Origin of the sequence: Thalassotalea euphylliae (genome assembly GCF_003390375.1) — a bacterium.
In the GTDB taxonomy this organism is placed as follows: domain Bacteria; phylum Pseudomonadota; class Gammaproteobacteria; order Enterobacterales; family Alteromonadaceae; genus Thalassotalea_F; species Thalassotalea_F euphylliae_A.
In genome coordinates this window covers 3,987,225-4,013,884 of sequence record NZ_QUOT01000001.1, presented here as the reverse complement: position 1 = coordinate 4,013,884, position 26,660 = coordinate 3,987,225, and the positions used below count along the sequence as shown (strand labels likewise).

The following is a 26,660-nucleotide window of genomic DNA, read 5'->3' as shown; positions in this document are numbered from 1 at the left end:
CTAAATTTTGTTGTTATGATGAGCCGATACTTCTAACAAATCAAAATCAGCAAGCTCACTAATCTCATCACGCATCTGCGCTTCTAACTCATCAATAACAACAATTGATTGACACAAAGCATCTGCTTTAGCTTCCAGTAACTCAGCACGCGCTTCCATTTGTTGTTCGATATCGGCGCCAAAATTTTCCATTCGGGTTTCTAAAGCTTCCATATCACCGCCAGCAAACAACATTTCCTGCCCTACGGCGATAAGTAAAGAACCAATCGAATCTTGAATGGCACTTTCAATCGTGTCTTCAACACGCTCTTCAAAATCTTCTCCTAAGAAATCTTCGCCAATAGCACCATTTTCATCAAAACGAATGCCAGACTCCAACGAAAGGCGAGTATCCAATTCACTGCCCAGCTTGTTTAATTCTTGTGTAAGGTTATTGGCGAGGTTATTGCCCTCACCTAGCAATTCATTAAACGCTAAATTAACGCCTTCTGTAGCCAATGCAATTCCCTCAATTGCGATACCTTTAACTTCCGGTACCACTGCGCGAATACTGTCAGCGTAATCTGCGACCAAAGCTTCTTGATGAGCTGCTAAAGAAACTTCTTCACCGTTCACTACAAGGGTATTTTCTCCAACAATTTTATATAACACTTTGTCATTTTTTGTGAACCCTATGACCTCATGGTTGATATACATGCCGGTTTCTAGGTTGACATCACATGCATCGCTATTAATGTCGTGAGCCGATACTGGTGCTGAAATTAGGGTTGCTGAAATCAGGGTTGCTGAAATTAGGGTAACACTGGCCGCCGTTAATTTTTTCATTATTCTATCCTTAACCTTAAGTTCGTTGCATTGCTATTGACCTATAAGCAAATGCTGTTCAATAAGTCGTTATCAGCAACTTTCGTTTCAATTCCAATGCCATATATTTTTACCTTTTAAAACAAAACCTTAACTTAAGCCTATCAGAGTCAAAAACTTATATTTCCAATATATTGGCTATATTTCCTAAGTTTTAGTTATTTTAAAAAGTAAAATTAGAAAGAGGATCAATAATAGTCATTAGCAAGCACGTACGTATGTGATAACGTAATCCTTTGATTTATAGCAGTAGATATATGCTATGCACTTGGCTTACTGAAAGGTTAAAGAAAGTTTTAGCGACTAAATGAAGAAAATGACGCAACCAATAGATTATTCAAAAAAGCCCAATGGCACAGGTATAACACGTATTGTCAAAGCAACTTACTGCTCTTACAAAGGTTTTAAAGCAGCACTATTGCATGAAGCGGCTTTTCGCCAAGAGTTAGCAATATGTCTGATCCTCAGCCCAATCGCATTTTTCTTAGCGGCTTCGAGCTCACAATTATTAATACTATTGATAACTTTAGCATTTGTGCTGTTTGCTGAACTTATTAACTCGGCAATAGAAGCTTTAGCCGATAAAATCACCACAGATCATGACGAGCTTATTGGTAGAGCAAAAGACTTAGGATCTGCTGGCGTCACGGTTGCTTTTGGTATGTTGATTTTATGCTGGGGTTATATTGCTTATGAAAGATTTTTCGCATAAGAGAATACAAATTAAGTGACCTGCACTCTTCAAGCTAACCATTAACATCACGATGCTGATATAAGACTTGAGAATTGGGAGCTGTGAAGGTGAAGCCACTCTTATAAGTTAATGAGCGTCTACAGAAAGGTTGCGCATCCACTTCTTTGACCATGTGCGCCAGCCAAACAAAATAAGCTTTGCCACTTCTTCGCTATAGGCGACCAAGGCAACCCAAATAAGCGGTAGGTTCCAAACCGTCGCCGCAATATAGGTCAGTGGAATACTTACCGCCCACATGCCAAATATATCAGTTATCATGCAAAACTTATTATCTCCGCCTGCACGAATAACGCCGAGTGCCAACGTCATGTTACATACTTTTAGCCATGCACCCAGTGCAATTAGCGTAAATACTTGGTGAGCTGTGGCAAGTGTTTGTGATGACATATTTTCATATGGACTGAAGATAATTCCTTCAAGCAATAACGCCAAGCCACCTAAACCAATTGCGACAATTGGACAAAGTACAAAGAAGGATTTAGCGACCTGCCAGGCTTGCTCAAAAGCATCAGCCCCAAGCTTTTGACCCACCATAATCGAGCAAGCAGAAGCTAAACCAAAAAATACAGATAAAAATATTCCTTCAATTGGTGAAAGCAAACTCATCACCGCAAGGGCTTCTGTACCTAATTGCCCGTAGATAAGTTGATACATGAATGTACCGATAGACCAAATGCCAAAACTCATCATCATTGGCCAAACTAACTGAAATAGATGCCACCAAGCACGACGATTCGCCAATAAACTAAGGTCACCACTTTTAGGCGCTAATAAATGGCGATTTTTAATTAAAAAATGCCAAATAATCGCTAAGTGCAAGGCTCGCGATATTAACGTTGCCCAGGCAGCGCCTTCAACCCCAAGTGCAGGTACTCCCAAGCCGCCATTGATCAGCCAATAATTAAGAACGATATTGATCACTATAGCGACACAGCTAAATGCTAAAGGCAATTTGACTTGGCCAATGCTGCGCAGTGCGTTTTCTACGATCAATATTAAGCCAACAAAGATCAAACTCGGCATGGTAATCCAAAGATAAACCTCACCAAGCGCAATAACCTGAGAGTCAGATGAAGCCCAGCCGATGACGACATCAGCAGTATAAAAGTTAATAATGGCTATCGGGGTAAATGCCAACAGTGCAAAAACAGACGCTATCTGAATGCTACGGCGAATTCTGTCGCTTTTACCTGCCCCGAAATATTGCGCAGCTAAAACACCCACACCCCATGAAAGGCCTGTCGCAATAACTAAAACTACAAACTGAATACGATTACCTAAACCGACAGAAGCCACTGCAGCATTGCCAAGGTGGCCAACCATCACAACATCAATCATACCGAGTAGCGTGACTAACATGTTTTGCAGAGAAATCGGCCAAGCAAGTTTGATCGTTTGCCGTAGTTGCGAAGAAGAGGTCATTGAATCGACCAGACTACCCTAGACGTTTTCTTGATTCATAAAATAGGTTTTATCATAGTCAGTTGGAGACTGATTATTTAGATAACCATGTTTACGTTTGCTGTTATAAAACATTTCGATGTAATCGAAAATATCTTCCTTAGCTTTTTCTCTATTTTTGTATTTTCTTCGCTTGATCCGTTCACGTTTTAGCAACTGAAAGAAGCTCTCAGCAACAGCATTATCATGGCAGTTACCTCTACGACTCATACTGAGTGATAAATTATGCTCAGCAGCAAATCGTTGCCAGTCATAACCTGTAAATTGGCTGCCTTGATCGGAATGTATAATAACCGTTTGCTTAGGTTTTCTTCGCCATACAGCAGCGAGTAATGCACTTAAGACTAAATCAGTATGCATCATCGATTGCATCGACCAGCCAACGACTTGCCGAGAAAACAAGTCGATAACTACGGCTAAATAGAGAAAGCCTTCGTGCGTATCAATATAAGTGATATCAGTTACCCAAGCTTGATTTGGCTGTACTACATCAAACTGTCGTTTTAACTGGTTATCTGCGACCACAGAAGGCTTAGTGCCATAGTTGCCTTTGCGCTTCTTATAGCCGACTTGAGCTTGAATGCCTGATAACTGCATTAATCGATGAACTCTATTCTTTGAGCAAACTTCACCTAAATCCAACATATCACTTTGAATTTTGCGATAACCGTAAACGCAGCCGCTTTCAAGCCAAGACTGTTTGATTAAACCCGTTAAGCGCTTGTCATCCTTAGCTCGCTTGGATTCTGGCTTTTGCAACCAAGCATGAAAGCCACTGCGGTGAACTTGCAACGCTTGGCACATCAGCTTTATGGGGTATTGGTTGAGCCGAGACTTTATGAACGTGTACTTTTCTTTGACTCGCCCGCAAAGTACACGGCGGCTTCCTTTAATAGATCACGTTCTTGTTGAGTACGCTTTAGTTCTTTCTCAAGCGCTTTAATACGCTTTTCTTGCTCGGATAATTCTTGGTAGTGTTCGCTGTTACTGCCATAGCGTTTTAACCAGATATAAAGACTATTTGTCGAGATATCTAACCGTTCTGCAACGCTTGCAACGGAGTGACCTTTTTCAGTCACTTGCTTAACGGCCTGAACCTTAAATTCTTCGGGAAATCTTTTAGCGCTCATTCATCCTCCTAGGACACAAAGTTTACAACTTATTTGTGTCTAGGAAAATCTGGTCGATTCACATTTATAGAAAGGAAAATATATAGTAAGCAACAGGCTGATATTCTAGTGATATTTAACGTATATTGCTCGTTGAATACGTATTAATATTCACTTTATTATTTGCAAAACTCAGCTAAAAACAGTTAAACACTATTAACTTCAACAAGGACAACACATGCCGATCACTGGAAAGTTATTTCCTACTCTATTAAATACTAAAAAATCAGCACGAAACATCGCATACTCTGCGCTAATAGCATCGGCGTTTAGTAGTCTAGCGGCTTCAGCTGGCAATCCGAAAGATGGCAAACTAGCGCAAGCACACCCTCCAGTTGTGATGCCTGCACCGATAGTATCTATTGCTTCACACGATGCTTTTTTTGATCGAATAAAAGCGTTTTGTGGCCAAGCATTTACAGGCGAGGTGTCGCTTGATACGGGTGGTAACGATAGCTTCAACGATAAGCAGCTGATAATGCATGTTAGAAAATGCGATGAGCGAGAGCTACAGATCCCTTTTCACATTGGCAAAAATGCATCACGTACTTGGATTATCACCAAAACAGGCTCTGGATTGTCACTTAAACACGATCATCGTCATCGCGATGGCAGCCATGATGTACAAACCATGTATGGCGGTCACACGCTTGACGCTGGGTGGCCAGAAGTGCAGTCATTTCCAGCAGATCAATACTCAAAAGAGCTTTTTGTAAAGCAAGGCATACCACAATCAGCTGATAATACGTGGCAAATGTTTATTTACCCAAATCGTTTTAGCTATAGGATGGTTAGACAGGGTAGAGAGTTTCGCGTTGATTTCGACTTAACGAAGCCAATCACCCCACCTAAAGCCCCATGGGGATATCAAGATTAGCACTAAGCTAATCTGGGCCTAGCCGCTAAGCGAGCAAATAAAATTCAGATACCCGAGCGCCTGATTTATTTTTATGCTTAATTTGTACTAGTTCAGACTTGATCTGACAGTTACCCGTTTTTCAATCGGTGACTGTCAGTTTAGATTTGAGCTAAATTCTTCTCAGCCCAAATCGATTTTCCATCAAGTAATGTTTCAAGTGGCGTTCTGCCACAGCACATTTTGCCCTGATGAGTTCGATCATTATTGTAATAAACCATCCATTCGTCCAGATCCTTTTGTAATTCCTCTAACGAGCCATAGAGCCTCTTACGGAACGTAACCTGATAAAACTCCTGCAATATTGTTTTGTGGAAACGTTCACAGATACCATTTGTCTGCGGTGACATCGCTTTCGTTTTTGTATGATCGATATCATTTATTGCTAGATAAAGCTGGTAATCATGATGTTCAACCTTGCCACAATACTCAGTGCCTCGGTCTGTGAGAATGCGTAACATTGGTAGCTCGTGCTGCTCGAAGTAAGGCAAAACCTTGTCGTTGAGTATGTCAGCAGCAGTGATTGGCGTTTTCGTTGTGTAGAGCTTGGCAAATGCAACCTTGCTGTAAGTATCAACGAACGTCTGCTGGTAGATACGGCCAACACCTTTTAGATTACCCACATAAAACGTGTCCTGTGAGCCTAGGTAGCCCGGATGAGCCGTTTCTATCTCGCCACAAGCTTCATCATCGTTCTTTTTCTTCTCAAGTGCAGCAACTTGAGCATCGGTGAGAATGATGCCGTCGTTAGCGACTTTCTCTTCAAGCGCTTTCAGCCGTTTTTTGAAGTTTTCTAAGTCATGGCGCAACCAGATTGAACGCACGCCACTGGCAGATACAAATACGCCTTGCTTACGAAGTTCATTGCTGGTTCTGACTTGGCCGTGCGCGGGGTATTCAATGGCATAATCCATTACTGCTTTTTCGGTTTTTTCATCAACACGATTTTTTATATTTGGTTTTCGGCGGGACTTATCAATAAGCGCATCAATGCCGCCATCTTCAGCCAGCTCTTGATAACGATAAAATGTATCTCGTGATACGCCCATCACTTTGCAAGCTCTGGATACATTACCAAGTTCTTCAGCTAGGTTGAGCAAACCTGCTTTGTGTTTAATGATTGGATTGTTAGTATGAAGCATGAGAGTTACCTCTTTGTTTGTTTTGATTAAAGATTCAGCACCTTTATCAAAACGGGTAACTCTCTACTTTTCAAGAAGATGTGTCAGATCTTGTCTGAACTAATTCACTTAATTTGGCTACATGGTGTTCGCTGTCACTAAATTTTTGACATAAAAAAATGCGACTCATAGAGTCGCATTTCTTTATCTAGCTTTGTTGCGCATCCTGCGCACAATTAGTGTTTCCCGCTTCATCCTTAAAGAAACTGTCCTTAGTATATCCTAACGATCCCTTCGCTGTCCTACCGCCTAATCCTAAAGCGACTACATTTCCTAATGTAACACACACCTTGTGTTTAAAGCTTACCTGCTTATCTTCCTTAACTTAGCTTTCCTTTGCTAATTCACATCCTTGTTCTATCATCCTATGCAATATCCTATTGCATGACCTAATCCTAAGGCCTCCCTTGACAGGAATTCATTTCCTGTGTCGTCCTGACAGTTGTAATATTACGTTATCCGCGATTATAAACTAGCAAGTGTGATAAAAATTTTTCATGGGCTGAAGTGCAATTTTTACACAAAAACTGTAACAAACTGTATTTAAAGGTTTTTTATTCATGCACTTTCCTTTTTTCGCGAACAACTTACTCAATATCCTACATCCATGTACGACATGTCTTACATTTACATTTCCATAAATGACATTACACCTTGTTAACACATTCACATAACTTGGTTTACTTTTGTACAAATGCATTACACCTATGCTTAAACTCAAATGAGAAGAACAAAAATGTCTTATGTATTTTTATATCGCAATAAAAAACGGCCACCTATTGGTAGCCGTTCAATCAATGTGCTTAAGCTAATAAGGCTTAAGTTAGCAAATAAAATAAGCGAGCTGTTATTTCATCTGACGAGTATGGCTGTTAATTAGCCACCACATTTACCTTCGCCACACTTACCTTTTGCTTTTTTCTTGCCTTCGCCGCATTTACCTTCGCCGCATTTGCCTTTGGCTTTACCTTCGCCACACTTGCCTTCGCCGCATTTGCCTTTGGCTTTACCTTCACCACACTTGCCTTCGCCGCATTTACCTTTGGCTTTACCTTCGCCACATTTGCCTTCGCCGCACTTACCTTTGGCTTTACCTTCACCACACTTGCCTTCACCACACTTGTCGCCACCAGCAGCAACAGACACAGAAACTACGTCTTCAACAGCAAACGGGTTAACATCAGCCTTCGCAGGCGCAGAAACTAAAAGGCCTAAAGAAAATAAGCCCATTACAGCAGCTAGAGTTGATTTCTTGATTAAATTCATCATGTTTTCCTTTGTTATAAAAAATATAGCTAACTTATACTGTTATAAGTGTTTTTATCTAGACCTCTAAGATAGCATATTTATTTCAAATTTATTCTCTCGCGTGAGAATTTGTTTGACCTTATCAATAGGCTAAAATACAAGCCTACACTTCTATGAAAGAATAATTTTGAACGTAAAGCAAATTTTTTTAGCACCAATGGAAGGGGTCGTTGACCACTTGATGCGCGATCTACTCACACAGATTAATGACTATGATTTATGCATAACGGAATTTGTTCGGGTAGTTAATCGCAAAGTCCCTAAACACACTTTCTACAAGCTTTGTCCAGAGCTTAAACTAGGCGGTAAAACAACATCGGGAACCCCTGTAAGAATTCAGCTGCTGGGCCAAGATCCAAACTGGATGGCAGAAAATGCCCTAATAGCCCACGAATTAGGGACAAGTGGTGTTGATATTAACTTTGGCTGTCCTGCAAAAACCGTAAATAAAAGCCAAGGCGGCGCTAGCTTACTTAAAGATCCTGAGTTGATGTACCAAGTCATTTCAAGTGTAAAGTCTGCTCTATCTGGTACTGAGCAGCCACTGTCTGCAAAAATACGATTAGGATTCGATGATACCAGCTTGCTTGATGAAATTGTTGATGCTATCGCCCAGGCTCAGCCAGACATGCTAACGGTTCATGCCCGAACTAAAAGACAAGGTTATAAACCTCCTGCTTATTGGGAGTATATTGCCGATATTAAAAGAAAGCTAACCATACCAGTTATTGCTAATGGCGAAATATGGCAACGTTCAGATGCTCAGCGATGTATTGAAAAATCTCACTGTAGTGATTTAATGATTGGTCGTGGAGCACTTGCAACACCTAACCTTGCAAACGTGCTGAAATACAACGAAACCCCCATGACATGGCAAGAGACATGTCAATTGATTCTAGATTGGACTAAGCTGGATGACGGTGAATTTAAGCCTTTCTACTTTTCAAGTCGCTTAAAGCAGTGGTATCGATATTTGAAATATTTCTACCCGCAAGCAGCAGCGCTTTTTGAGGCCATTAAGACCCTGCAGCACAAAGCTGAGATCGTCAGTGAAATCGAGCGAATCATAAAAATAGAAAGTACTGAAGTATTGTAGCTAGCCTATACCAATTTGATTAATTATTTAGCCTCTCAGAATGACATAAGCAGTATTAGAACAAACGAAATTTATGACGATATAGTTGCTCTACATCGAGTGAATTTTGTGTAGTTATCATGCTGCTTATGTATTCCCATAGGCGAGTTTTAAAGGCTCATATACTGCGTTATGCCATTTAACAAGGGAGTAACCATTCTCTGCACGCCAAGCCTTGTCTATAAGCCTTTAAATTCTCGCTGAGTGATCAAAAAATTATTCAAGTTGGTATCATACCAATTTCAATAAATACTTGATCATTCTAGCTGATTAAAATGCTCACTAACTGCGTTGTTATTTTTGAAATTAGAACAACTAATTAACAAGAAATAACGCCTTGTTTATGAACCTTTTTCCTACGCCATAATTGATCAACTAATTAATTCAATTGGTATCAGTTATGTAATTTTCTTGAAGTATAAAAAAACCAGCCATCAGGCTGGTTTTTTGTTTGGTTCTAAAGCCAAATTAAATAGCAACACCTTTGCGTTGTGCTGTTTCTTCAATAAATGACTTCCAACCGCGAGCTGCTTTACGCGATTTAGGATCTTTCATTGCACGAGAGATCTCTGCATGCGCTTGCTTGTACTGACCCAAATAGAAGTGTGCTTCAGCTAGGCTCATATAAATACGGCCTTTATTATTCACACCAGCATCGAGTGCTTTGTTAAGCGCAACGATAGACTTTTTGAACTGCTCGCTTTGCTTTAACAACATGCCTTGCTTACGCCAGTGCTGTGCTTCGTTAGTTAACTTAGCAACTTCACCGTAGTATTTAGCAGCAGTAGCAATATTTTGGGCTGCATGGTATGCATTAGCTAGTGTCGATAATGTTTGATCATCGCGCTTAATATCACCAGAGCCAATATGTTTCTCTAGTAATTTAGCTGCTTTGAACGGAACACCATTAGATTGGTACAAACTTGCTAAAGTTTTTAGCTCAGATTCTTTTTCTAAGAAACCTTGCTTGTATGCCATATCTAGTGTCGACAATGCTTTTGTGTAATCTTCTACTAATAAGTAGAACATACCCAATTGCGTCCACCATTGCTTATTCTCAGGAAATATTTGCAATACAGTTTCAAGCACCTTAACACCGTCGCGGTACATCTTACGTTCGTAGTAAGACGTTAGCTTTAAGATGTAAGGGTTTTGATTTGGCTTGTCACCAAATAACGCAATCGCCTTATCAGCAGGCTCAATCATTTTGTCTAAGCGACGAAGTTCGTAGTAAGCCTGCGCAATCTTAACGTAAGTTTGCGAGTCTTCTTTACCTGTGAACTCCATCCAAGCTTCATAGTTCTTAAGCGCTTCTTCGTACTTCTTGGTTTGCATTTGCAAATCAGCAAGTAACTTGATTGATTCACCGTGATCGCCTTCGTTTAGGATATCAGGCTCTACCGCTTGCTTAAGATAGCTAATCGCTTTCTCTTCTTGGTTGCCTTTGGTTGCATACATTACCGCGATCATACGTGCTACATAAGCTTTGTCGTATGGTTTGCTCGCTTCAATGTCTAACAAAAGAACAAGTGCACCATCAATGTCGTCGGCAGTGTAAAGTTCAAATGCTTTTTGTACTTTCTTACCTACTGATGGACCAACTAGTTGTGTTGGACGCTTTTTCTTCTCTTGTTTTGCTTCTGCGGCTTGAACGTCAAAAGAGAACGGTAATTGGACAGTCGTTACTGCAGATGCAATTACTAATGCCGTTGCAAGTTTTTTAAACATTACCTACCTCCGTCCATTTTAAAGTCAAGCTGAACAGTTAAACCAGGTTGCTTTTGCGGTTTACCGTCAACAACTTTTGGCTTGTATTTCCACTTACGTAGTGCACGCTTCGCTTCTTTGTCGAAGATACGTTTTGGCTCTGCTTCGATAACCTTAACGTCTTCAACACCACCAATCTCATTAATAGTAAAAGATAGTCGTACCCAACCTTCTTTACCATCTCGAGCTGCTTGAATTGGGTATTTAGGCTCAATTCGAACAATTGGTGTTGCTTCACCATCACGACCAAAACCAGCACCCGGAGCAGATAGACCAGTGTTAGCACCAGCTAACTGTACACCTGGCATATTGAACTCGATACCACCTTGGTTATTGTTTGCTTCAGGCTCTGGAGCTTGAGGCTTAGGTGGAGTCTTAGGCGGCGGTGGCGGCGGTGGCGGTACACGACGACGCGTCTCTGCTGCAGACTTTGGTGGTGTAGTATTCACTTCCACCACGATATTTTCTAACTGTTCTTCCTGAGCGCGATCACCGCTCGCGATCAGGAATGCCATGAACGAAAATAGTCCAAAGGTAACTGCAGCGCCTAGTAGTATTGATACTAAAAAGCGAACCATAAATTACCCCTTAGCAGCTGCAATAGAGATACGATCGATTCCTGCTTCTTTGATAGCATCCATCACTTTAACAACGATACCGTGCTTAGCATCTTTGTCAGCTTGGATAATTACCACATCAGTTGGTTGCTCTGCTAAAAGCTTTTCGATGTTAGCAGCAACACGTTCTACATCAACGCGGCGCTTGTCTAACCAAATTTCACCAGTGTCTTTTACTGCAACAAAAATGTTAGCTGACTTCTGTTTAGTTTGGTTAGCTGCTTTAGGTTTATTTACTTCAATACCTGCTTCTTTTACGAAAGAAGTCGTTACGATAAAGAAGATCAGCATGATGAATACGATGTCAAGCATCGGCGTCATATCAATTGCTGCTTCTTCTTCTTCACGAATACGTTTACGTGCCATTCGAATTTCTCTCTAGTGATGAGGTAAACTGTCAACCAGTTTAGCCTTTGCTAGTTTAACTTTAGCGTCTAAACGCGTACTAAAAAATACGCCTGATAATGCTGCAACCATACCCGCCATTGTCGGAATTGTTGCCATCGAAATACCAGAAGCCATTAGACGCGGATTACCTGTACCTTGCTGAGCCATAGTTTCGAATACCGAAATCATACCCGTTACAGTACCTAATAATCCAATCAGTGGACACATTGCCACTAAGGTTTTAATGGTGAGCATATTACGCTCTAGTAGTTCTGTCGCTTCGGAGATCCATGTATCTCTGATTCGATGTGCATACCATGAAGTAGTATCAGCTCTAGCGTCCCAACGCTTGATGATGTCATCACGCATTTTTGGGTAGTTTGACGCTAGGAACCAATACCTTTCGATCATTAGGATCCACATCAATAAGAGAGCAACGGCGACAAAGTATAGTACGTTACCGCCAGTCGCAATAAAACTCCTGACAGATTCTACAAGCTCTATCAGGAATAACATTACTTAGACTCCTTCTCTGCAATCTCAGCGATTAGACCAGCAGCTTGCTCGTCTAACTTGTGAAGTACAGATTTTGCTTTACCTGCTACAACGCTGTGTACAAGGATAAGCGGAAGTGCTGCGATTAGACCTAGTGCTGTTGTTACTAGCGCTAGTGAGATGTTACCAGCCATGATTTTAGGGTCACCAGTACCGAATAATGTGATCGTTTGGAACGTCATGATCATACCGATAACTGTACCTAATAGACCCATTAGAGGTGCGATAGCTGCGAACATTTTGATTAGGTTAATACCACGGTCAACCGTTGGTGTTTCACGTAAGATTTGCTCGTCTAACTTAAGCTCAAGTGTTTCAGCGTCAGCATCTTTGTTCTCGTGGTAAACCTTTAATAGGCGGCCAAGAGGGTTGTTGCTGTTTGGCTTGTCCATGTTCTTAGTTTGCGCTTTGATTTTTGCACCAACAGCACCCAGAACAATGATACGCTCAAGCGCAATCAATAAACCAATAACTAGTAGTACAGTAATACCGTAACCTACTTCAGCACCTTGGTGGTAGAATTCCATCAATGTACGCTTACGAGTTTCTAACGCTAAGATAGCACCACGTGAAGGGTCAAGGTATAAAGGCGCGTAGCCTGAAGAAGTTGTGAAGTAACTTGTTGCTTCACCAGTGATGTAACCAGCTGGTTGCTTAGCAAGTGGTTGAACTTGTGCTAACTCATCGTTGTAAGTTAAGTAACCATTTGAAGAGATTAGGTTGAAAGTACCAACACGAGTTACTGTTTCTGAAGACTTAGTACCGTCAAGGTTAGTAACATCAGTTTGGAACTGAGCAATCTTACCAGATTCAGTCATTTCAGTTTGAAGTGCGAACCATAACTCTTCTAAGTCAGGAAGGCTTGGGATTTCTTTTGAATTAGCGATACGGTTTAATGTTTCGCCACGGCCAGGGTATTGAGCACTAACAATTGATGTAGAGATCATACCGTAAGCGTCAGCAGCAGCTGAACGGCTTACACCGAACATTTCACCTAAAGTACCTTTAGCGTTATCAAGCTCTTGCTCTTTTTGTGCAAGCTTGATTTCGTTTGCTGCGTACTCTTTAGTTAAACGCGTATTGCGGTCTTGCTGTGCTTTTAACTCAGCTTTTGCTTTGTTCAATAAAGCTTGCTTGTCAGCACGTGCTGCTAAGAATTCAGATTCACGTTGCTTGTCTAGTTTAGCTTCTGAGATACGGTCAGCTTTAACTTGTTGTAACAACTGGTCTAATTCATTAGCGTTAGCTGTTGTAGCGAAACCCGCTGACAGAGAAGCAGCAAGTAAAACGAAATTAATAACCTTTTTCATTATTGTGCTCCTGCTGCAAATACTGGAAGTTTAGTTAGATCCATTGGCAATTGCTTGCGTGCCATACGGATAGTGTCAGTGATAGTCTTCGCATATTCTTCACCTAACTCGTCCCATGAACGAGTTGAGTTGTTCCAAACCCAAGCTTGCTTGTAGTCTAGAGATTGTGCGATTAGCGCAACACGACCCATGTGAACGAAATCAGCAGTGATCGTGCGATCACCTAAGTCTAATTCACCTTGGTAAGCATCAAATACTGTACCGTAGTTAGCTTCGATTTCGTATGCTTCAAGAACTAAGCGGAACTGCTCAGAAGTTGTTACGTTAGAATCAGCCATTACGTCGCGAAGACCCGCGATACGCTCTTTACGATTCTCAAGGTTCATTGGTACGTCAAGATCAACAAACTTTTCTAACGTGTCGATCATTTTGTACATTAGTGGAACAACGCCTTGCTTGATTTTATCGATACCATCGATTTGACGTTGTAGTGACGCGATATTTGCGTTTTGGTCATCAACCATGCGCTGTACGTGGTCGTTATAGCCTTTTAAAACTTCAGCTTCGTCTACTGTTGTACGGTAGTCAGCTAGTAAGTCTTGAGTTTGCTCATAGATGCTATCGATCTTGCTTTGTGATTTAGCTGATGCTTTGAAAATTTGCATTTCAGCTTTTTGTAAATCAGTTAACGCATCAGCAGCAGCGATATTGCTACCAGCCAATGCAAAAACACCTGCTATCGTCGATGCGATAAGGCTTTTTTTACTTATTTTGGACATAGTTCCCAACCAATTGCTATTTAACTTAGATAACAAAAATTTAAAACCCATCAGTAATGATGAATCTAATTCTGCCATTAAAAAGGATTTTTAATTAATCTAGAATACAACCAGCCAATATTCCCAGACGACAGCGAAACTGTCAACCTAGAACATCTTAATCAGAACTACTTTTTTGTAAATTTCCTAAACTGTTTCGCTTGTCGTGCAGCGCCGCTGCTAAGCCTGAAACAATTTATTAAACTCACTAACATTGCCATAACAATTAAGTAAATTTGATTGCGACTAGTGTATTCTCCTTCTCAATTTAACAAATTGCAGACCCATGTTTTACTAATTCATTCGTAGTAAGTCAAATCTAAATAAATAATAGCTTATTAATTGAGCATTTTAATTCTTTTTACAAACTAGTGTTTAACTTCTAAACCAGCCCGTTAACGAGTAACGACTAGCTGGTGAAAAAGGCGCAATTGAAGTAACCGAATGTACTTTATTAACATCGAATAACGTTAACGAGTTATATATCGGCATATATGATTGAGTCGGCGTACCATCTGGTTCAAACATTTGCAGTAAACCACCCCAATCTGGATGCCAATTGGGACTTAAACCTAGCACATACGCATATTTTCGTGTTTCGCCAGGTAGGTTATCGATGTGGCGTGTTAAGAAGTCGCCAACCCGATAACGCGTTGCTTGTCCGTCAGCATGGCTTAGCTCATCATCACCAGTAATATGTTTAATAACAGACAAACAAGCTTCGTCATTAATCATCTTCAACGCTTCATCAATGATTGCAGGTGACGAATCGCTCGCTTTGTGACGGCCGTAAAGAAACCCCTGCCCCTGCGCGGCTAACTGGTAAATTGCCTGATACATTTCTCGTCTCTGCGCATTCGGCAGCTGCGCAATTTGTTCATCGCTAGCTTCACGGTTTTGGTGATTTAAAAAGAAGGCATTGTTAAATGAAGTGCCATGATGCAAACAACGTGAAAGCTCTTCTGCTCCCTCGGTGTTTAAGAAATCAAAAATACGTACAATGCCGCAGTCAGCGAATTCTGCTTTTAACGCTGCCTGTTTATCCGAATCTAATGTTGGGTTAATGGTAAGCTGAGTCAATTTCTTTCCTATTTTATAATTTAGTTCTTATTTTCTGGGATTGTCGCCAGTTCTTAGCCAGCCGGTAATCGACACACGCTTTTGTGTGGCAAATGGGCTAACACAGCCAACGTAATGATCTACGGGGATTTTAAAAATATTCACTTCATTAAAAGTCGGGACAAAACTATTAGTGATTTGACCATGATTATCAAGCAAATGTAAGGCTCCTCCCCAATCAGGGCGCCACTCTTTGGTCAAGTTAATAACAAAGGCTGCAACACGGTTTTTACCGGCAACATTATCATCGTGTGTATTCAAAAAATGACCCGCACCAAAACGAGTAATTTGCGCGTCAGCAAAACTGATATACGGCTCAGATAACAAGGTGCGAAAGTAGTTTAATGTTTGCGCACTATTGAGAAACTCAATAATTTGGTTGAAAAAATGACCAGGCAATAAGTTGCTGTGATAAATGTCATAGACGGGAATATTTTCATACAAATATTGAAAGCCATTACTCGCCTGCGTATGGACAATGCGACTTAAATCTTCTTTTTGTTTGGCAGTCCAACCGTCTACTGCTCTAGCGTTCAAGTCTTGATGCTGGCCATTGTGATTAAAAACTAAATTCCAATCTTTTTGTTGTTTAATATGCTGGTGCAATAATTCAGCGCTTTCAACGGCTAAGGCATTTTTAACTTTCACGAAACCGTGTTCACGAAAGTAAGAAATATCGTCTTTTTGTGGGTGCTCAGCAGCTAATGCTAATGAAGGCTGAGTTTTACAGTTCATTTGTAGTTCAGATAAATTCGTTAACTAACATAACGCCTTATAGTATCATCCTGTTCTCTCAAAGTTGAAGATAAACCTAGCATACATTGCATTTTCATGATCACCGTCAATACCATTAGAAAAGCTGAGCAAGCTCACCAACAAGGCCAACTTGCAGAGGCAGAGTCCTTATACCGACAAGCATTAAGCAACGAGCAACATATCGATGCAATCTATGGTTTGGCAACGCTAAAGATGCAACTAAAAGAATACGCTATCGCTACACAGCTATTTGAACAAGCACTGTCTATTGAGCCACAAGCACTAGATATCAATTTTAATTATCTCTTGTGCCTCAAACAAAGTAATCAAGTCGACCAAGCAAAAGAACGACTTCGCGAAATTTCGCGCCATGTCGGCAATAACAGCCAAATGGTGAGCGCCTTTGCTAACTTGGCATTTGAATTAGGTGATTATCAGAAAGTTATTAATATCACCTCTGTAAGTCAGCAAAACCAAGACAATGTCAATTTTATTGCTGCAAGGGCCCACATGGCGCTTAACCAATGGCCTGATGCGATCCAATACCTTGTGAAGCTTAGCGAGAGACACCCAACTAATACTGAACTTTTAAATTTACTGGCACAGTGTTATGGGCATACTTTGAACTTTAATTTGGCAATGCCAATATTTGAACAACTCACCGCACTAGCACCTTCTTTGGAAAACACGTTACGCTATGCTGACTTATGCATTCTCGGGCAGGATAAAGCCAAAGCTGAGCTGCTGGTTGCACAGCTAGAGAACCATGCTAATACCGAATTTTCCGCACAAGCTAGCTTGCAATTACTTTCGATCAAAACAAAGCTAGCACGACTTAACCACGACAAAGCGCAAGCAATTGGATTAGCTGAGCAGCTACTTGCCCGCGAGCCATCATCCTCACTAGCGTGGCAAGTGCTTTTTGAGCTTGGTAATGACAGTGCGCACAAACAAGTGCTAAAGCAGTTGCCAACCGTTGTCGAAACTAGTGAACAGCACAGTTTTGACTATCGGCAAAATCTTTATACCCTTGCCAAAGTTTATGAAAAGTCCGATCAGTACCAAAGAGCATTTGAATATTTTACGAGGGCGAATCAGAGTCAATACCTTCAGCTCGCCAATCAAAATAGCGCATTTTCTTATCAAACATTAAAAGCCGAAATTAACAGGTTAACCGAGATTGATTATGCACACCTTGCTGAAACCGAACAGTCTAAAACGCCTGCTATAAATTCCGCCACAGATCACCCCACCAATATTTTTGTCGTGGGGATGCCTCGCTCGGGGACAACATTAGTCAATCGTTTACTGTGTCAGACAACAAACGTAGCTAGTGTTAATGAAAGCAACGGTATCGCAAGTGTTTATGAGCATTTATTAGCGCAGATGGCCACAGCAGATATCCCCGCCTATTTAGCAAAAAACGCTAAAGCGCTGGCAGAAAAATACCATGACGCACTCCCTGCCCTGCCGGCTCATACTGAAATTATCGTTGATAAAATGCCACATAACTTTCGTTACGTTGGCGCCATTTTAGCCAGCTTTCCAAGTGCTAAAATTATTCAAATGCGCCGTAATCCGGAAGACTTAGCACTATCAATTTTTAGCCAGCAATTTAACGATTACCACAACTATGCTTGCGATCAGAGAGCTATCGCTCAGACAATATTTGAAGCGAATAAGCTAATGGATGTTTGGGCTAAGCGCTACCCAGAGCAAGTTTATGATCTTAGTTATGAAGATTTGGTGAACAATCCAGAAAGTGAAGCGAAAGCAATATTTGATTTCCTCTCACTGCGTTGGCAACCTAGCTATCTTGAGTTCTACCAGCAAGCCGTGCCAAGCTTTACGTTCAGTGAAGTACAAGTTAGAAAACCGATTAACCAAAGTAAAATCGGCTTTGCCAAACACTATCACGATCAGCTAAGTGAATTTAGAGCAACTTACAACAAATTGTTAAAATAAGCTCGATGCTCTGCTTGTATTCGCTGTCGATGCTCAAAGCTTTGCTGTATGGCTTTTTGCTCCGCATCGCTAAGTTCAGGATGCCAGACCGAGAAAATCAACACTACGCGATCAGCATTACTCAAGTTGATTGCTTCGTGTATAAATGAATCGTCAAAGGTAACCAACTTACCTTCTTGCCAAGCACGTTGCTGATCTGCAACTTTGATGTATCCATCACCGGGGACGATAATCGGTAAGTGAACCGTTAAGCTGTGGTTCGATAGCCCGTAATGCGTTGTAATATGTTGCCCAGCTTTAAGCACGGAATAAAATACTTCGTAAGGTTGTTCAATTAGCCCGTATAGTGGTAACTGTTTTAGTAACGCTAGAGTTTGTGGCACGTGGCGGGCTAATTCAGGGTTAAGAATACCATCCTTGAATAAATGCAATGCCGTCCAATTCGCACTGCCGGCAAGTTTATCAAAACCTTGTTGTTTATATTTCTCATCTAAATACGGCTCGCCTAAGCCATCTATTTTGTCAACTAAGGCATTAAATTCTGATTTAATAATGTCAAAACCTTGCTCGATTACTTGCCCATTAAAGGCCTCATTGGCTCGCCAAAAAGGTTGGGCAGTCAATGTTGGCAAATAAAATAAATGAGGCCGTTGTTGCTCTGCTAGGTAAGTAAAGGCATTGTTGTGGGTTTGTGGCCAAATAGCATTTCTGACGGCTTCGGCATCAGGTTTTGTGCTAATCGCTTTTTGGTGTTGTTCGGTGTAAAAATTACGCAGTGCTATATCTGCCTGATAAGAGCGCTTTTTCGTTTGTTCTGCGACTTGTTCATAGCGATAAAACATGGTTAAACGAGCATCTAAATCTTGCCCTTGACTGAGAATGGCAAGCCCGGCCTCTTTCTCGCCAATATTTAAATAATAAGTACCAGCATACAGATAACATAGGACATTGTTCGTCGCCTTGCGCAAGCAACTGATGTAAGCGTGTTTTGTATCGTCAACTGTACCTAATTGCTCGGAAAGCACCGCAAAGCGATAGAGTTGCTCTACATCATCTGGGTTTTGCTGAATATATTGGTTGAGTAATTCATATGCTTGCTCATTTCGGCCTTGACCAAACAATTCGTTGACTTGATTTAGTTCAGCCATTTTTAACTCCGTGAATTAGCCAAGCAAAAGTAAGCTTATCTTCGGTTAAAACACTTGAATTGTGGCACCTCATGCCATAAGACTGTAACTCACTCACAAGTGTTTTAATGTCATTCTCAGATTTCGCAACACTAAGTAATTGTTCTAGCCTCACCTGCTCTGCTGACAGCTTATTAGCAAGTAAACTCATCATACTTTTAGCACTGCTATAATTCCCCTGTTGTATCGCAAGTACCGCTTGATTAATGCTTTCTAGTACCTGACCTGTAATACTCTTTGATAAGCTGCCTTGATGCTGTTGAATAAAGCGCTGAGCTTTAGTTTCTATCTGCTCAAGTGAGAGTTTACTGGCTGCTAACGCTTGAGCATTTTCAATAAGCGCATCACTTGCCATCAACAAACTAATTTCGTTATGCCGTAGCTTATTAGCTTTAACAATCTCACCATTTGCATGATGAATGATTAACTGAAAACATCCGCCATTGCGCAACACTCTAGCAATCTCTGATACTGCGCTATTTTGCGCAGCGTACTCAAAACCAAATTGGCTAGTAACCGCATCAACTGAATGATCAGCAAATGGTAAGTTTGCTAAATCTACCTCACCAAGAAAAGTTACTTGCTCTTCGAAATGTCCAATAATACCTTGAGGATTTATTTGGGCGTAATCAACGCCTATATATCGATGTTCACTTACTTTGTCACCGTCTAGTAAATTGGCGATAACCGCGCCATTGCCCGTCGCTAAATCTAAAATAGTACTTTGTTTGGGAAGTGTTGCTTGCCAATCAAGCCAAAGTTTTTTTACTAGACGTTGCTCACTGTCGCTAGCAATGCAGCTTTGCTGTTGGCCTTGTTGCCAGTATTGATGCCAAGCTTGTTGTTTTTTCATCATAAAAAATATCGTTTAAATCACCTAGCCGTGATGGGAACGGCTTTTTTGGGGTCACCTATTAAAGCGGCACAACATCAAAAGGTGATGTCAGTCTAAATTCGTGCTCATCACCTTGAAATGGCACAGTGCCATGCCACGCATAAGATGGGAAAAGTGCTAAGGTTCCCGCCTCGGGTTGAATTATTTTAGCAACATGCTCTCGTTCACCAAGCTGCATCGACGTTTCACCAAACTTAATCGCACCTGCATGTTGAGGTTGCTCAACCGATGACAATTCAGGCAGGGACACATAAAACGCTGAGCTTAACCAACCTGCAGGGTGAACATGGTTAACGTGAAAGCCATTTGGCTTAAGCCTCACCGACCAAGAACCTGCAAAGGCAAATTTAGGCGATTTACGTGATAGCAATGGATGAGTATTATCATCAGGCAATGAACCTATGTGCTCAGAAACAATATTGCTTAGTGCTTGCTTAAGACTAGCAATAACCGGATGTTTTTTATGTAGCAAGCGCCCCGGCGTTTGAGTGCCATTTTTTAAGGTTTGCTTTAGCGGAGCCTGATCGAGTTGGTGCATCGACAAGAGTACTGTTTTCAACTCTTCAAGAAATGCATCTGTCGATTGATAGCCGTTTGGTGCCACAATACGATATGGTTTGACAAATTTATCGTAATCAATCAACCAGTGATAACGCTCATCACCAACTAAGCGCCAACAGGTACTTTTATAGGCAATAAGCAATTGATGATTTGGCTCCCTCAACTCCGCCTGTGCGATGTAGTGGAGCGCTTTTTGATAATCGGCATTGACGATACAGACATTGATGAGATCCAGCGCGAGATCCATGTAAAAGTGTTTACCAATCGCTTGCTCGAGCAACGCTACCGCTTTTGCGTTATCTTCCCTTACAGCATAAATTTTTCCTTCGGTATGAAGTAGCTGGCTCGTGATTTGAACCTGCTTGGCACTGTTGATAATTTGCTCGGCATTATCGTACTGTTTGGCTTCAAACATTGCCTCAGCGTAGGCATGACGTATCTCTATGCTTTTTGGAAAATGTTCAATCGCAAGCTTAAAGCTATGACCAAATTTATCTTTCAGGTTACGTTGCCAATAGAATTCATTAAGCGTTTGGTGAACTTCAATATCATTAGGCTTTTTGTTCAAAGCGCTCCAATAGAACTGCTCTGCTTGTTCATATTTTCCTTGTTCAAACAATGTGTTTGCCAGATTAAAGTCTATTTGGCTTAGTTGCGGCGCCAGCTCTCTGGCCTTATTAAAATAAGCAAAGGCATGATCATGTTGTTCTATTAATTTGTAAGTGAGCCCAAGGTTATGTAAAGCATTTACATAGTTAGGGTTAATGCTCAGCACGTGTTGATATTGAGCTATTGCCTGTTCGAAGCTTTCTTGTGCTCTATAGATATCAGCCGTGACCGTCAGTACTGATGTGTTTTGGGGAGCGAGCTTCTTTGCTCGCTCAACGGCTGTTAATGCTTCAGCAAGTTTACGTTGATTAAGTAGCGCTATTGCAAGGTTTTTATGCGCATCAAGGTAATCGGTATCTATTTTGATAGCGTCTTTGTAATATTGCTCAGCTTCATATTCATAGTGATTAGCAGCCAAGAGGTTTGCATAGTTGTTGAGCACTTGCGGCTGCTTTTTGTTGAGTGCCAAACACGCGTCAAAACTTTGCTTGGACTCTTCAAATTTACCCATCTGTTTTAGCGCAAGAGCCTGTATGTGAAAAACATCTGGTTGGTTTGGAAAATCATGCTCTAACTTCTTCGCTTCTGTAACCACAAACTCAAATTGACGCGCTTGCATGGCTCGCTGCAAGCTTTGCAGTGTTTGCACTAAACGATGGGTATTCATTGATGATATAGAACTCTAACGGAAACTATGTGCTCACTTTATTGTAATGAAATCACGCTAAGTTAACAGTGTTAGCTATTGATATAAGGCAAGTTTTTAAACGTTATTTTGCTTTGAATTCAATTAAATAAGTAATAAAAAATGGCCAACCTAAGTTGACCATTTTTGTTTAAGCGTTTGTCTTACAATTAACTATTGATTAGTTAAATGTGTAAGTACCGCTTAGGAAGAAGCGTGGACCGAATACGTCGTATACTTCTGGGAAAGTGTTAGCTTGTTGCTGTGAGTCACCAAGTAACTGCGGCTCTTCATCAAGAATGTTCTTAACACCGAAGTTAACTTTTAGTGCATCGCTTACAACATATGCAGCTGAAAGGTCTAGGTAGATCTTAGAGTCTAACTCTGAAACTACTAGCTCATCAGCTGTAGCAGTACCTTCTGAGATTTGGTCATCTTCAGTTTCACCGATGTAGCGAACTAATGCAGATAGCGTTAGGTCACCAGTTGTCCAGTTAATACGAGTATTAGATTGGAACTCTGGGCGTGGTGCGCCACAAGTGTTACCGAAGTAACCGTCACACTTGTTGATTTGATCTGGTAACGCAGCAATTGGAGTTTGTTCGAACTTGTCTAAGAACGTAGAGCGGAACTGAACGTTTAAGCTTGAACCGTTGCCGAATAAACCGAAGTCAAATTCAGTGTTGTATGTGATGTTGAAATCGATACCTGAAGTTTCAATTAAACCAATGTTTTCGTTAAGAGACTTAACAAGTGAAACGTTACCGTCTGTACGACGTGTAATGTTTTGACAAGTTACGTCATTGATGTCTTGTGCAACGTTGTAACAAACGTTAAGCGTGTTGTTAACACCAAAAGATGCAATCGCGTCTTCAATTTCGATTGAGAAGTAATCGATAGTGAAATCTAGGCCGTCCATCGGTTGAACAACAACACCCACAGTGAAGGTATCTGAAGATTCTTCTTGTAGTTCAGTGTTACCACCGAATGAACCTTCAATTTGAGAGTTAGCTTGCTCGAAGTTACCTACTAGACCAGCTGGAACACCAGTTGCTTCACAAAGTGCAACGTCAGTAACACCAGCTTGGAAACCGTCTGCAGAACAAGGATCAACCGCACCAGGGAAGCCATTAGATGCACCTAAGAATAATTCAGATACGTTTGGCGCACGAACCGCTTGTTGGTAACCGATACGAGTAGAGATCCACTCTGTTGGTGCCCAGTTAACTGCTGCTGCGAAAGACTCAACGTTACCGATGTTTGAGTAATCAGCAAAACGTGCAGCACCCCATAGGCTTAAGTCTTCAGCAAATGCTTTACCTGAAAGTACAGGAATTGAAATCTCTGTGAAGAATTCGTCAGATGAGTAGCTACCTACTGTTGCTTCACCAGCGTTGAAACCAAGTACGTCACCTGATGCTAAGAATTCATCTGGACGGAATGAAGATTCGTCTTGACGCTTCTCGTAACCAAATACTAAACCGATTGGCTCTTGAGCACCTGGAAGTGTCCAAGGAGTAGTACCAGCTACGTTAGCCATAAATACTTCTTGTGTTACGTTTGTAACGTTTGATGCGCCAACGTTTACGAAATCAACAGCTTCTTGTGAGATGTTACCTGCACCGAAGATATTAATTGGTACACAGCCACCTGAAGGGTCTTGACACTCAGTACCTGCATCGTTAGTTAACGCCGCTTGGATAAAGCGAGAAGCAGAAACGTCATTGTTTAATAAGTTAGTTTGGTCAAGCATTGAACGGCTGTAGAATACATCGTATGACCAGTCGTCATTAATGTAACCGTCAACACCTAATAGAATACGGAACGCGTCACGTGTATCGATTGATTGACGTGAGCCATTCTCAACCATACGACGACCAATAAATGCTTCGAAGTTACCGTCGTCATTTAGCTCACCGCTGTTCAAGAATGCTTGTTGAACTTCAGGAGAGAAGAATGCACTGTTAGGGTTAATTTCAATCGTAGTAAATGCCGGAGTTGGCGCTAGTTCTTGAGGAACTTCATTACGAATGTATGAAACTTCAGTGTAAATACGGTGCTCGTCAGTCACATAGAAGTGAGCGAAAGCACTTGCAGAGTAACGTTCTTGAGGAAGTTGTAAGAAGTTATCTGGTGCGTAGTTGAAGCGTGAGCTAGGCTCAACCCAAGGCAAACCTTCACCGTTTGGACCAAATGTACCTAATACAGTACCGTCAGCAAGTGTTGGGCCGCCGAAAATACGAGTACCTGGAACACCTGAAGAACCACCTGGAACTAATTCATCACCACTTTCAGTTAATGCAACGCTTGAGAAGTCACGGTCACCTTGGAACAATGCTTCACGCTTTGAGTAACCTAAATAAACTACTGCGTTACCGCGGTCATCAGCGAAGTTACCACCCATTGTCATATCTAGGTTGAACTTTTCTGCGTCACCTTCGTCAGTAATATCGTAAAGAGTTGAGAATTCAACGCCTTCGAAATCATCTTTCATGTTGAAGTTAACAACACCACCTAATGCATCTGAACCGTATACCGCAGAAGCACCACCAGTGATGATTTCAACATTTTCAATTAAAGAAGCTGGGATAGTGTTTAAATCCACAACACCATCTTGACGTGCAGGGATCCAACGACGACCGTTAACCATTACTAGCGTACGTGAAGTACCTAAACCACGTAAATCAACTGTTGCCGTACCGTCACCAGGGTTGTTTGAACTAGGACCGAATGAAGGAAGAGTTGATGGTAATTCAGCTAGCTTTTGCTCAACGTTTAAGTTACCTGAAATAGCGAATTCTTGCGCGTCTACTTCGATGATTGGCGTAACAGCTGTTAATTCTTGACGCTTGATACGAGAACCAGTTACCTGAATGCGTTCTACGCCTTCTTCAGCTGCTTCTTCAGCGAATGCTACAGATGCTGGCATTGCCATTGCTGTTGTTGCCGCACCGGCCGCAATAGCAAGTCTTACAGCGCGTGTAAGCTTATTATTTTGATACATTTTTTACTCCCTGGATCACTTTCGTGATTTTAGTTTTTTGAGTGCAAGGCTATGTTGCCTTGTCAGTTTTCTGTCGGTCTAGGACCTGATCTGTCGCTTAGGATATTAAACGGATTCCATTTAAAGCGTCAACACCATTTACTACGAATGGGCAACAAATCTAACAACTAGAAACATGCAAAAACAATTTATTACATTTGATGGCTGATGGTTTTATAACCACCCAAAGTTCTCGACAAACTATTAAATGAGATATAAACAAAGGGTATACTTATCGCTAAATGATATATCTTAGATTTACAGCAACCACATAAACCCATGTTTTACTTTGATTTTTAGTCAAAAAAGGAATTAAGCATTTATTACTTGCTTATATGTAGAGTAGGAAAAATAAGGCGTTAGAAGAAAAAAACAATATGTAAACCTAAGTTAACAATTTGACTATTTTTACATGTTACTAAATTTGTAAACGCTAGGTAGCTATGCCAGAAATCTTATTTCCTTCTTAGAACGCCTTGCGTTCGACTGCACATTTTGTATTCGTTTAGCTGTTTTTTTACTGAGTATCGAGCTTAGACAACTCTAGAAGCCATCAAACTCAACAGCCTAAACCTTATAGAATACTCTCCAAGTGCCATTTCAATATATCAAAAATAAACATTAGACTGGCAGAAGGCATATTGAAGTGTTTATTCAATTTATTAGACATGAATTATGCAAATTCGGTCGAAAGCGATGAAAAAAACCGTGATATACTCGCGCTTTCGCTATTTTCGAGGTTAGTTAATGGATCCAGTATTAGACATCAGCATGTGGGTAATAATATGTGCAGTCGGGTTTATTGCTGGGTTTATTGATGCGATTGCTGGTGGCGGCGGAATGTTAACCGTTCCTACCCTACTCGCTTCTGGCTTGCCACCACACGTTGCTCTCGGCACTAACAAATTAGCTTCAAGCTTTGGTACTTTAACTGCCTCTTTTACCTTCTATCGTAAAAAGTTATTTAATCCCAGCTTTTGGCGATACGCGCTAGCTTTTACCGCGATTGGAGCAGTTTTGGGAACACTTGTTGTCAGCCATATTTCAACAGAATGGTTAGAGCGAGGTCTACCCATATTGATTATGGCTACAGCCATCTACACACTCATTGCGAAAAATGTTTGTAACGATCAAATGGGACTGCCTAAACCTTCAAAGGAAGTTCAACGAAAACAAATGTGCCAAGGTACATTGCTCGGTTTTTATGATGGTGTTGCGGGTCCGGGCACCGGTGCGTTTTGGATGGCATCAAGCTCTGCTTTATACAAGATGAACTTATTATTCAGCTCTGGCCTTTCAAGATCGTGTAATTTTGTTAGCAATATTTGCTCATTAGCAACATTTGTCTACTTGGGGCATGTCAATGTCTTGCTTGGTATATCCATGGGCTTATTTCTAATGCTTGGTGCATGGGTAGGCGCACATTCTGCTATTCGATTTGGCAGTCGATTTATTCGACCGGTGTTTATTTTTGTAGTGTGTATCATTTCCCTCAACCTCGCATGGCAAGCTTGGTTTAATGGCTAACACAATTTAGATATTGAAGTGCCAGCGATGTTGAAACGCCTAATTCAAAGTTAAGCACTAAAGTTAATCAC

General features: G+C 41.1%; 22 protein-coding genes. 5 read left to right on the top strand and 17 right to left on the bottom strand.

Features of this window, described 5'->3' with window-relative positions:
- Positions 1 to 825: a DUF2884 family protein gene (locus DXX94_RS17580; protein ID WP_116017893.1), complete on the bottom strand. Its 825-nt coding sequence runs from the start codon at positions 823 to 825 to the stop codon at positions 1 to 3.
- A 346-nt stretch (positions 826 to 1,171) separates the two neighbouring features.
- Between DXX94_RS17580 and DXX94_RS17575 the strand changes: the two genes are divergently transcribed.
- Complete coding sequence (locus DXX94_RS17575) at positions 1,172 to 1,576, top strand: diacylglycerol kinase (protein WP_258872202.1); 405 nt, start codon at positions 1,172 to 1,174, stop codon at positions 1,574 to 1,576.
- A gap of 108 nt (positions 1,577 to 1,684) precedes the next feature.
- Here the strand turns inward: DXX94_RS17575 and DXX94_RS17570 are convergent, their stop codons facing one another.
- Entirely contained in the window at positions 1,685 to 3,040 is a 1,356-nt protein-coding gene (locus DXX94_RS17570) for an MATE family efflux transporter (RefSeq protein WP_116017889.1), read from the bottom strand.
- 18 nt (positions 3,041 to 3,058) lie between these two features.
- Positions 3,059 to 4,209, bottom strand: a protein-coding gene (locus DXX94_RS17565) for an IS3 family transposase (RefSeq protein WP_116013626.1) whose coding sequence is annotated in 2 segments (ribosomal slippage) — positions 3,059 to 3,963 and positions 3,963 to 4,209 — 1,152 coding nt in all. Because the reading frame shifts where the segments join, the coding sequence is not laid out codon by codon here.
- A gap of 379 nt (positions 4,210 to 4,588) precedes the next feature.
- On the opposite strand from DXX94_RS17565, the gene DXX94_RS17560 reads away from it, so the two are divergent.
- A complete protein-coding gene (locus DXX94_RS17560) occupies positions 4,589 to 5,125 on the top strand; it encodes a hypothetical protein (RefSeq protein ID WP_116018627.1) in 537 nt (178 codons plus the stop codon).
- A 140-nt stretch (positions 5,126 to 5,265) separates the two neighbouring features.
- Here the strand turns inward: DXX94_RS17560 and DXX94_RS17555 are convergent, their stop codons facing one another.
- Together DXX94_RS17555 and DXX94_RS17550 are read right to left on the bottom strand one after the other, a co-directional pair.
- Positions 5,266 to 6,306 (bottom strand): IS481 family transposase, encoded by a 1,041-nt coding sequence (locus tag DXX94_RS17555; RefSeq protein WP_116013192.1) that lies wholly within the window; start codon positions 6,304 to 6,306, stop codon positions 5,266 to 5,268.
- 915 nt (positions 6,307 to 7,221) lie between these two features.
- The gene (locus DXX94_RS17550; RefSeq protein ID WP_220347657.1) at positions 7,222 to 7,614 is read right to left on the bottom strand and encodes an HvfA family oxazolone/thioamide-modified RiPP metallophore; all 393 of its coding nucleotides are present in this window, start codon (positions 7,612 to 7,614) and stop codon (positions 7,222 to 7,224) included.
- 196 nt (positions 7,615 to 7,810) lie between these two features.
- On the opposite strand from DXX94_RS17550, the gene DXX94_RS17545 reads away from it, so the two are divergent.
- Positions 7,811 to 8,749 (top strand): tRNA-dihydrouridine synthase, encoded by a 939-nt coding sequence (locus tag DXX94_RS17545; RefSeq protein ID WP_116017887.1) that lies wholly within the window; start codon positions 7,811 to 7,813, stop codon positions 8,747 to 8,749.
- A gap of 507 nt (positions 8,750 to 9,256) precedes the next feature.
- Here DXX94_RS17545 and DXX94_RS17540 read toward each other — a convergent pair.
- The 8 genes from DXX94_RS17540 to DXX94_RS17505 form a co-directional block, all read right to left on the bottom strand.
- Positions 9,257 to 10,516, bottom strand: a complete 1,260-nt coding sequence (locus DXX94_RS17540; protein WP_116017885.1) for a tetratricopeptide repeat protein — start codon at positions 10,514 to 10,516, stop codon at positions 9,257 to 9,259.
- Entirely contained in the window at positions 10,516 to 11,133 is a 618-nt protein-coding gene (locus DXX94_RS17535) for an energy transducer TonB (RefSeq protein WP_116000821.1), read from the bottom strand. Before DXX94_RS17535 ends, DXX94_RS17540 begins: the two co-directional genes overlap by 1 nt.
- Before the next feature lie 3 nt (positions 11,134 to 11,136).
- A complete protein-coding gene (locus DXX94_RS17530) occupies positions 11,137 to 11,538 on the bottom strand; it encodes an ExbD/TolR family protein (protein ID WP_116000822.1) in 402 nt (133 codons plus the stop codon).
- A 12-nt stretch (positions 11,539 to 11,550) separates the two neighbouring features.
- Complete coding sequence (locus DXX94_RS17525; RefSeq protein ID WP_116000823.1) at positions 11,551 to 12,075, bottom strand: MotA/TolQ/ExbB proton channel family protein; 525 nt, start codon at positions 12,073 to 12,075, stop codon at positions 11,551 to 11,553.
- Positions 12,075 to 13,424 (bottom strand): MotA/TolQ/ExbB proton channel family protein, encoded by a 1,350-nt coding sequence (locus DXX94_RS17520; RefSeq protein WP_116000824.1) that lies wholly within the window; start codon positions 13,422 to 13,424, stop codon positions 12,075 to 12,077. Before DXX94_RS17520 ends, DXX94_RS17525 begins: the two co-directional genes overlap by 1 nt.
- On the bottom strand, positions 13,424 to 14,203 hold the full coding sequence (locus tag DXX94_RS17515; RefSeq protein WP_116002426.1) for a DUF3450 domain-containing protein: 780 nt from the start codon (positions 14,201 to 14,203) through the stop codon (positions 13,424 to 13,426). Before DXX94_RS17515 ends, DXX94_RS17520 begins: the two co-directional genes overlap by 1 nt.
- Before the next feature lie 414 nt (positions 14,204 to 14,617).
- A complete protein-coding gene (locus DXX94_RS17510; RefSeq protein ID WP_181901580.1) occupies positions 14,618 to 15,322 on the bottom strand; it encodes a 2OG-Fe(II) oxygenase in 705 nt (234 codons plus the stop codon).
- Between the two features lie 27 nt (positions 15,323 to 15,349).
- Positions 15,350 to 16,096, bottom strand: a complete 747-nt coding sequence (locus DXX94_RS17505) for a 2OG-Fe(II) oxygenase (RefSeq protein ID WP_116017881.1) — start codon at positions 16,094 to 16,096, stop codon at positions 15,350 to 15,352.
- Positions 16,097 to 16,192: 96 nt separating this feature from the next.
- Between DXX94_RS17505 and DXX94_RS17500 the strand changes: the two genes are divergently transcribed.
- Entirely contained in the window at positions 16,193 to 18,082 is a 1,890-nt protein-coding gene (locus DXX94_RS17500; protein ID WP_116017879.1) for a tetratricopeptide repeat-containing sulfotransferase family protein, read from the top strand.
- Here DXX94_RS17500 and DXX94_RS17495 read toward each other — a convergent pair.
- The 4 genes from DXX94_RS17495 to DXX94_RS17480 form a co-directional block, all read right to left on the bottom strand.
- Positions 18,061 to 19,230, bottom strand: coding sequence for an aspartyl/asparaginyl beta-hydroxylase domain-containing protein (locus DXX94_RS17495; RefSeq protein WP_116017877.1), 1,170 nt, complete (start codon positions 19,228 to 19,230; stop codon positions 18,061 to 18,063). The genes DXX94_RS17500 and DXX94_RS17495 overlap by 22 nt on opposite strands.
- Positions 19,223 to 20,125: a class I SAM-dependent methyltransferase gene (locus DXX94_RS17490; RefSeq protein WP_116017875.1), complete on the bottom strand. Its 903-nt coding sequence runs from the start codon at positions 20,123 to 20,125 to the stop codon at positions 19,223 to 19,225. Before DXX94_RS17490 ends, DXX94_RS17495 begins: the two co-directional genes overlap by 8 nt.
- 58 nt (positions 20,126 to 20,183) lie before the next feature.
- A complete protein-coding gene (locus DXX94_RS17485) occupies positions 20,184 to 22,001 on the bottom strand; it encodes a tetratricopeptide repeat protein (RefSeq protein WP_116017873.1) in 1,818 nt (605 codons plus the stop codon).
- A gap of 199 nt (positions 22,002 to 22,200) precedes the next feature.
- Complete coding sequence (locus tag DXX94_RS17480; protein ID WP_116017871.1) at positions 22,201 to 25,023, bottom strand: TonB-dependent receptor domain-containing protein; 2,823 nt, start codon at positions 25,021 to 25,023, stop codon at positions 22,201 to 22,203.
- Between the two features lie 786 nt (positions 25,024 to 25,809).
- Here DXX94_RS17480 and DXX94_RS17475 point away from each other — a divergent pair.
- Positions 25,810 to 26,589, top strand: a complete 780-nt coding sequence (locus DXX94_RS17475) for a sulfite exporter TauE/SafE family protein (RefSeq protein WP_116017869.1) — start codon at positions 25,810 to 25,812, stop codon at positions 26,587 to 26,589.
- Positions 26,590 to 26,660: the final 71 nt, after the last annotated feature.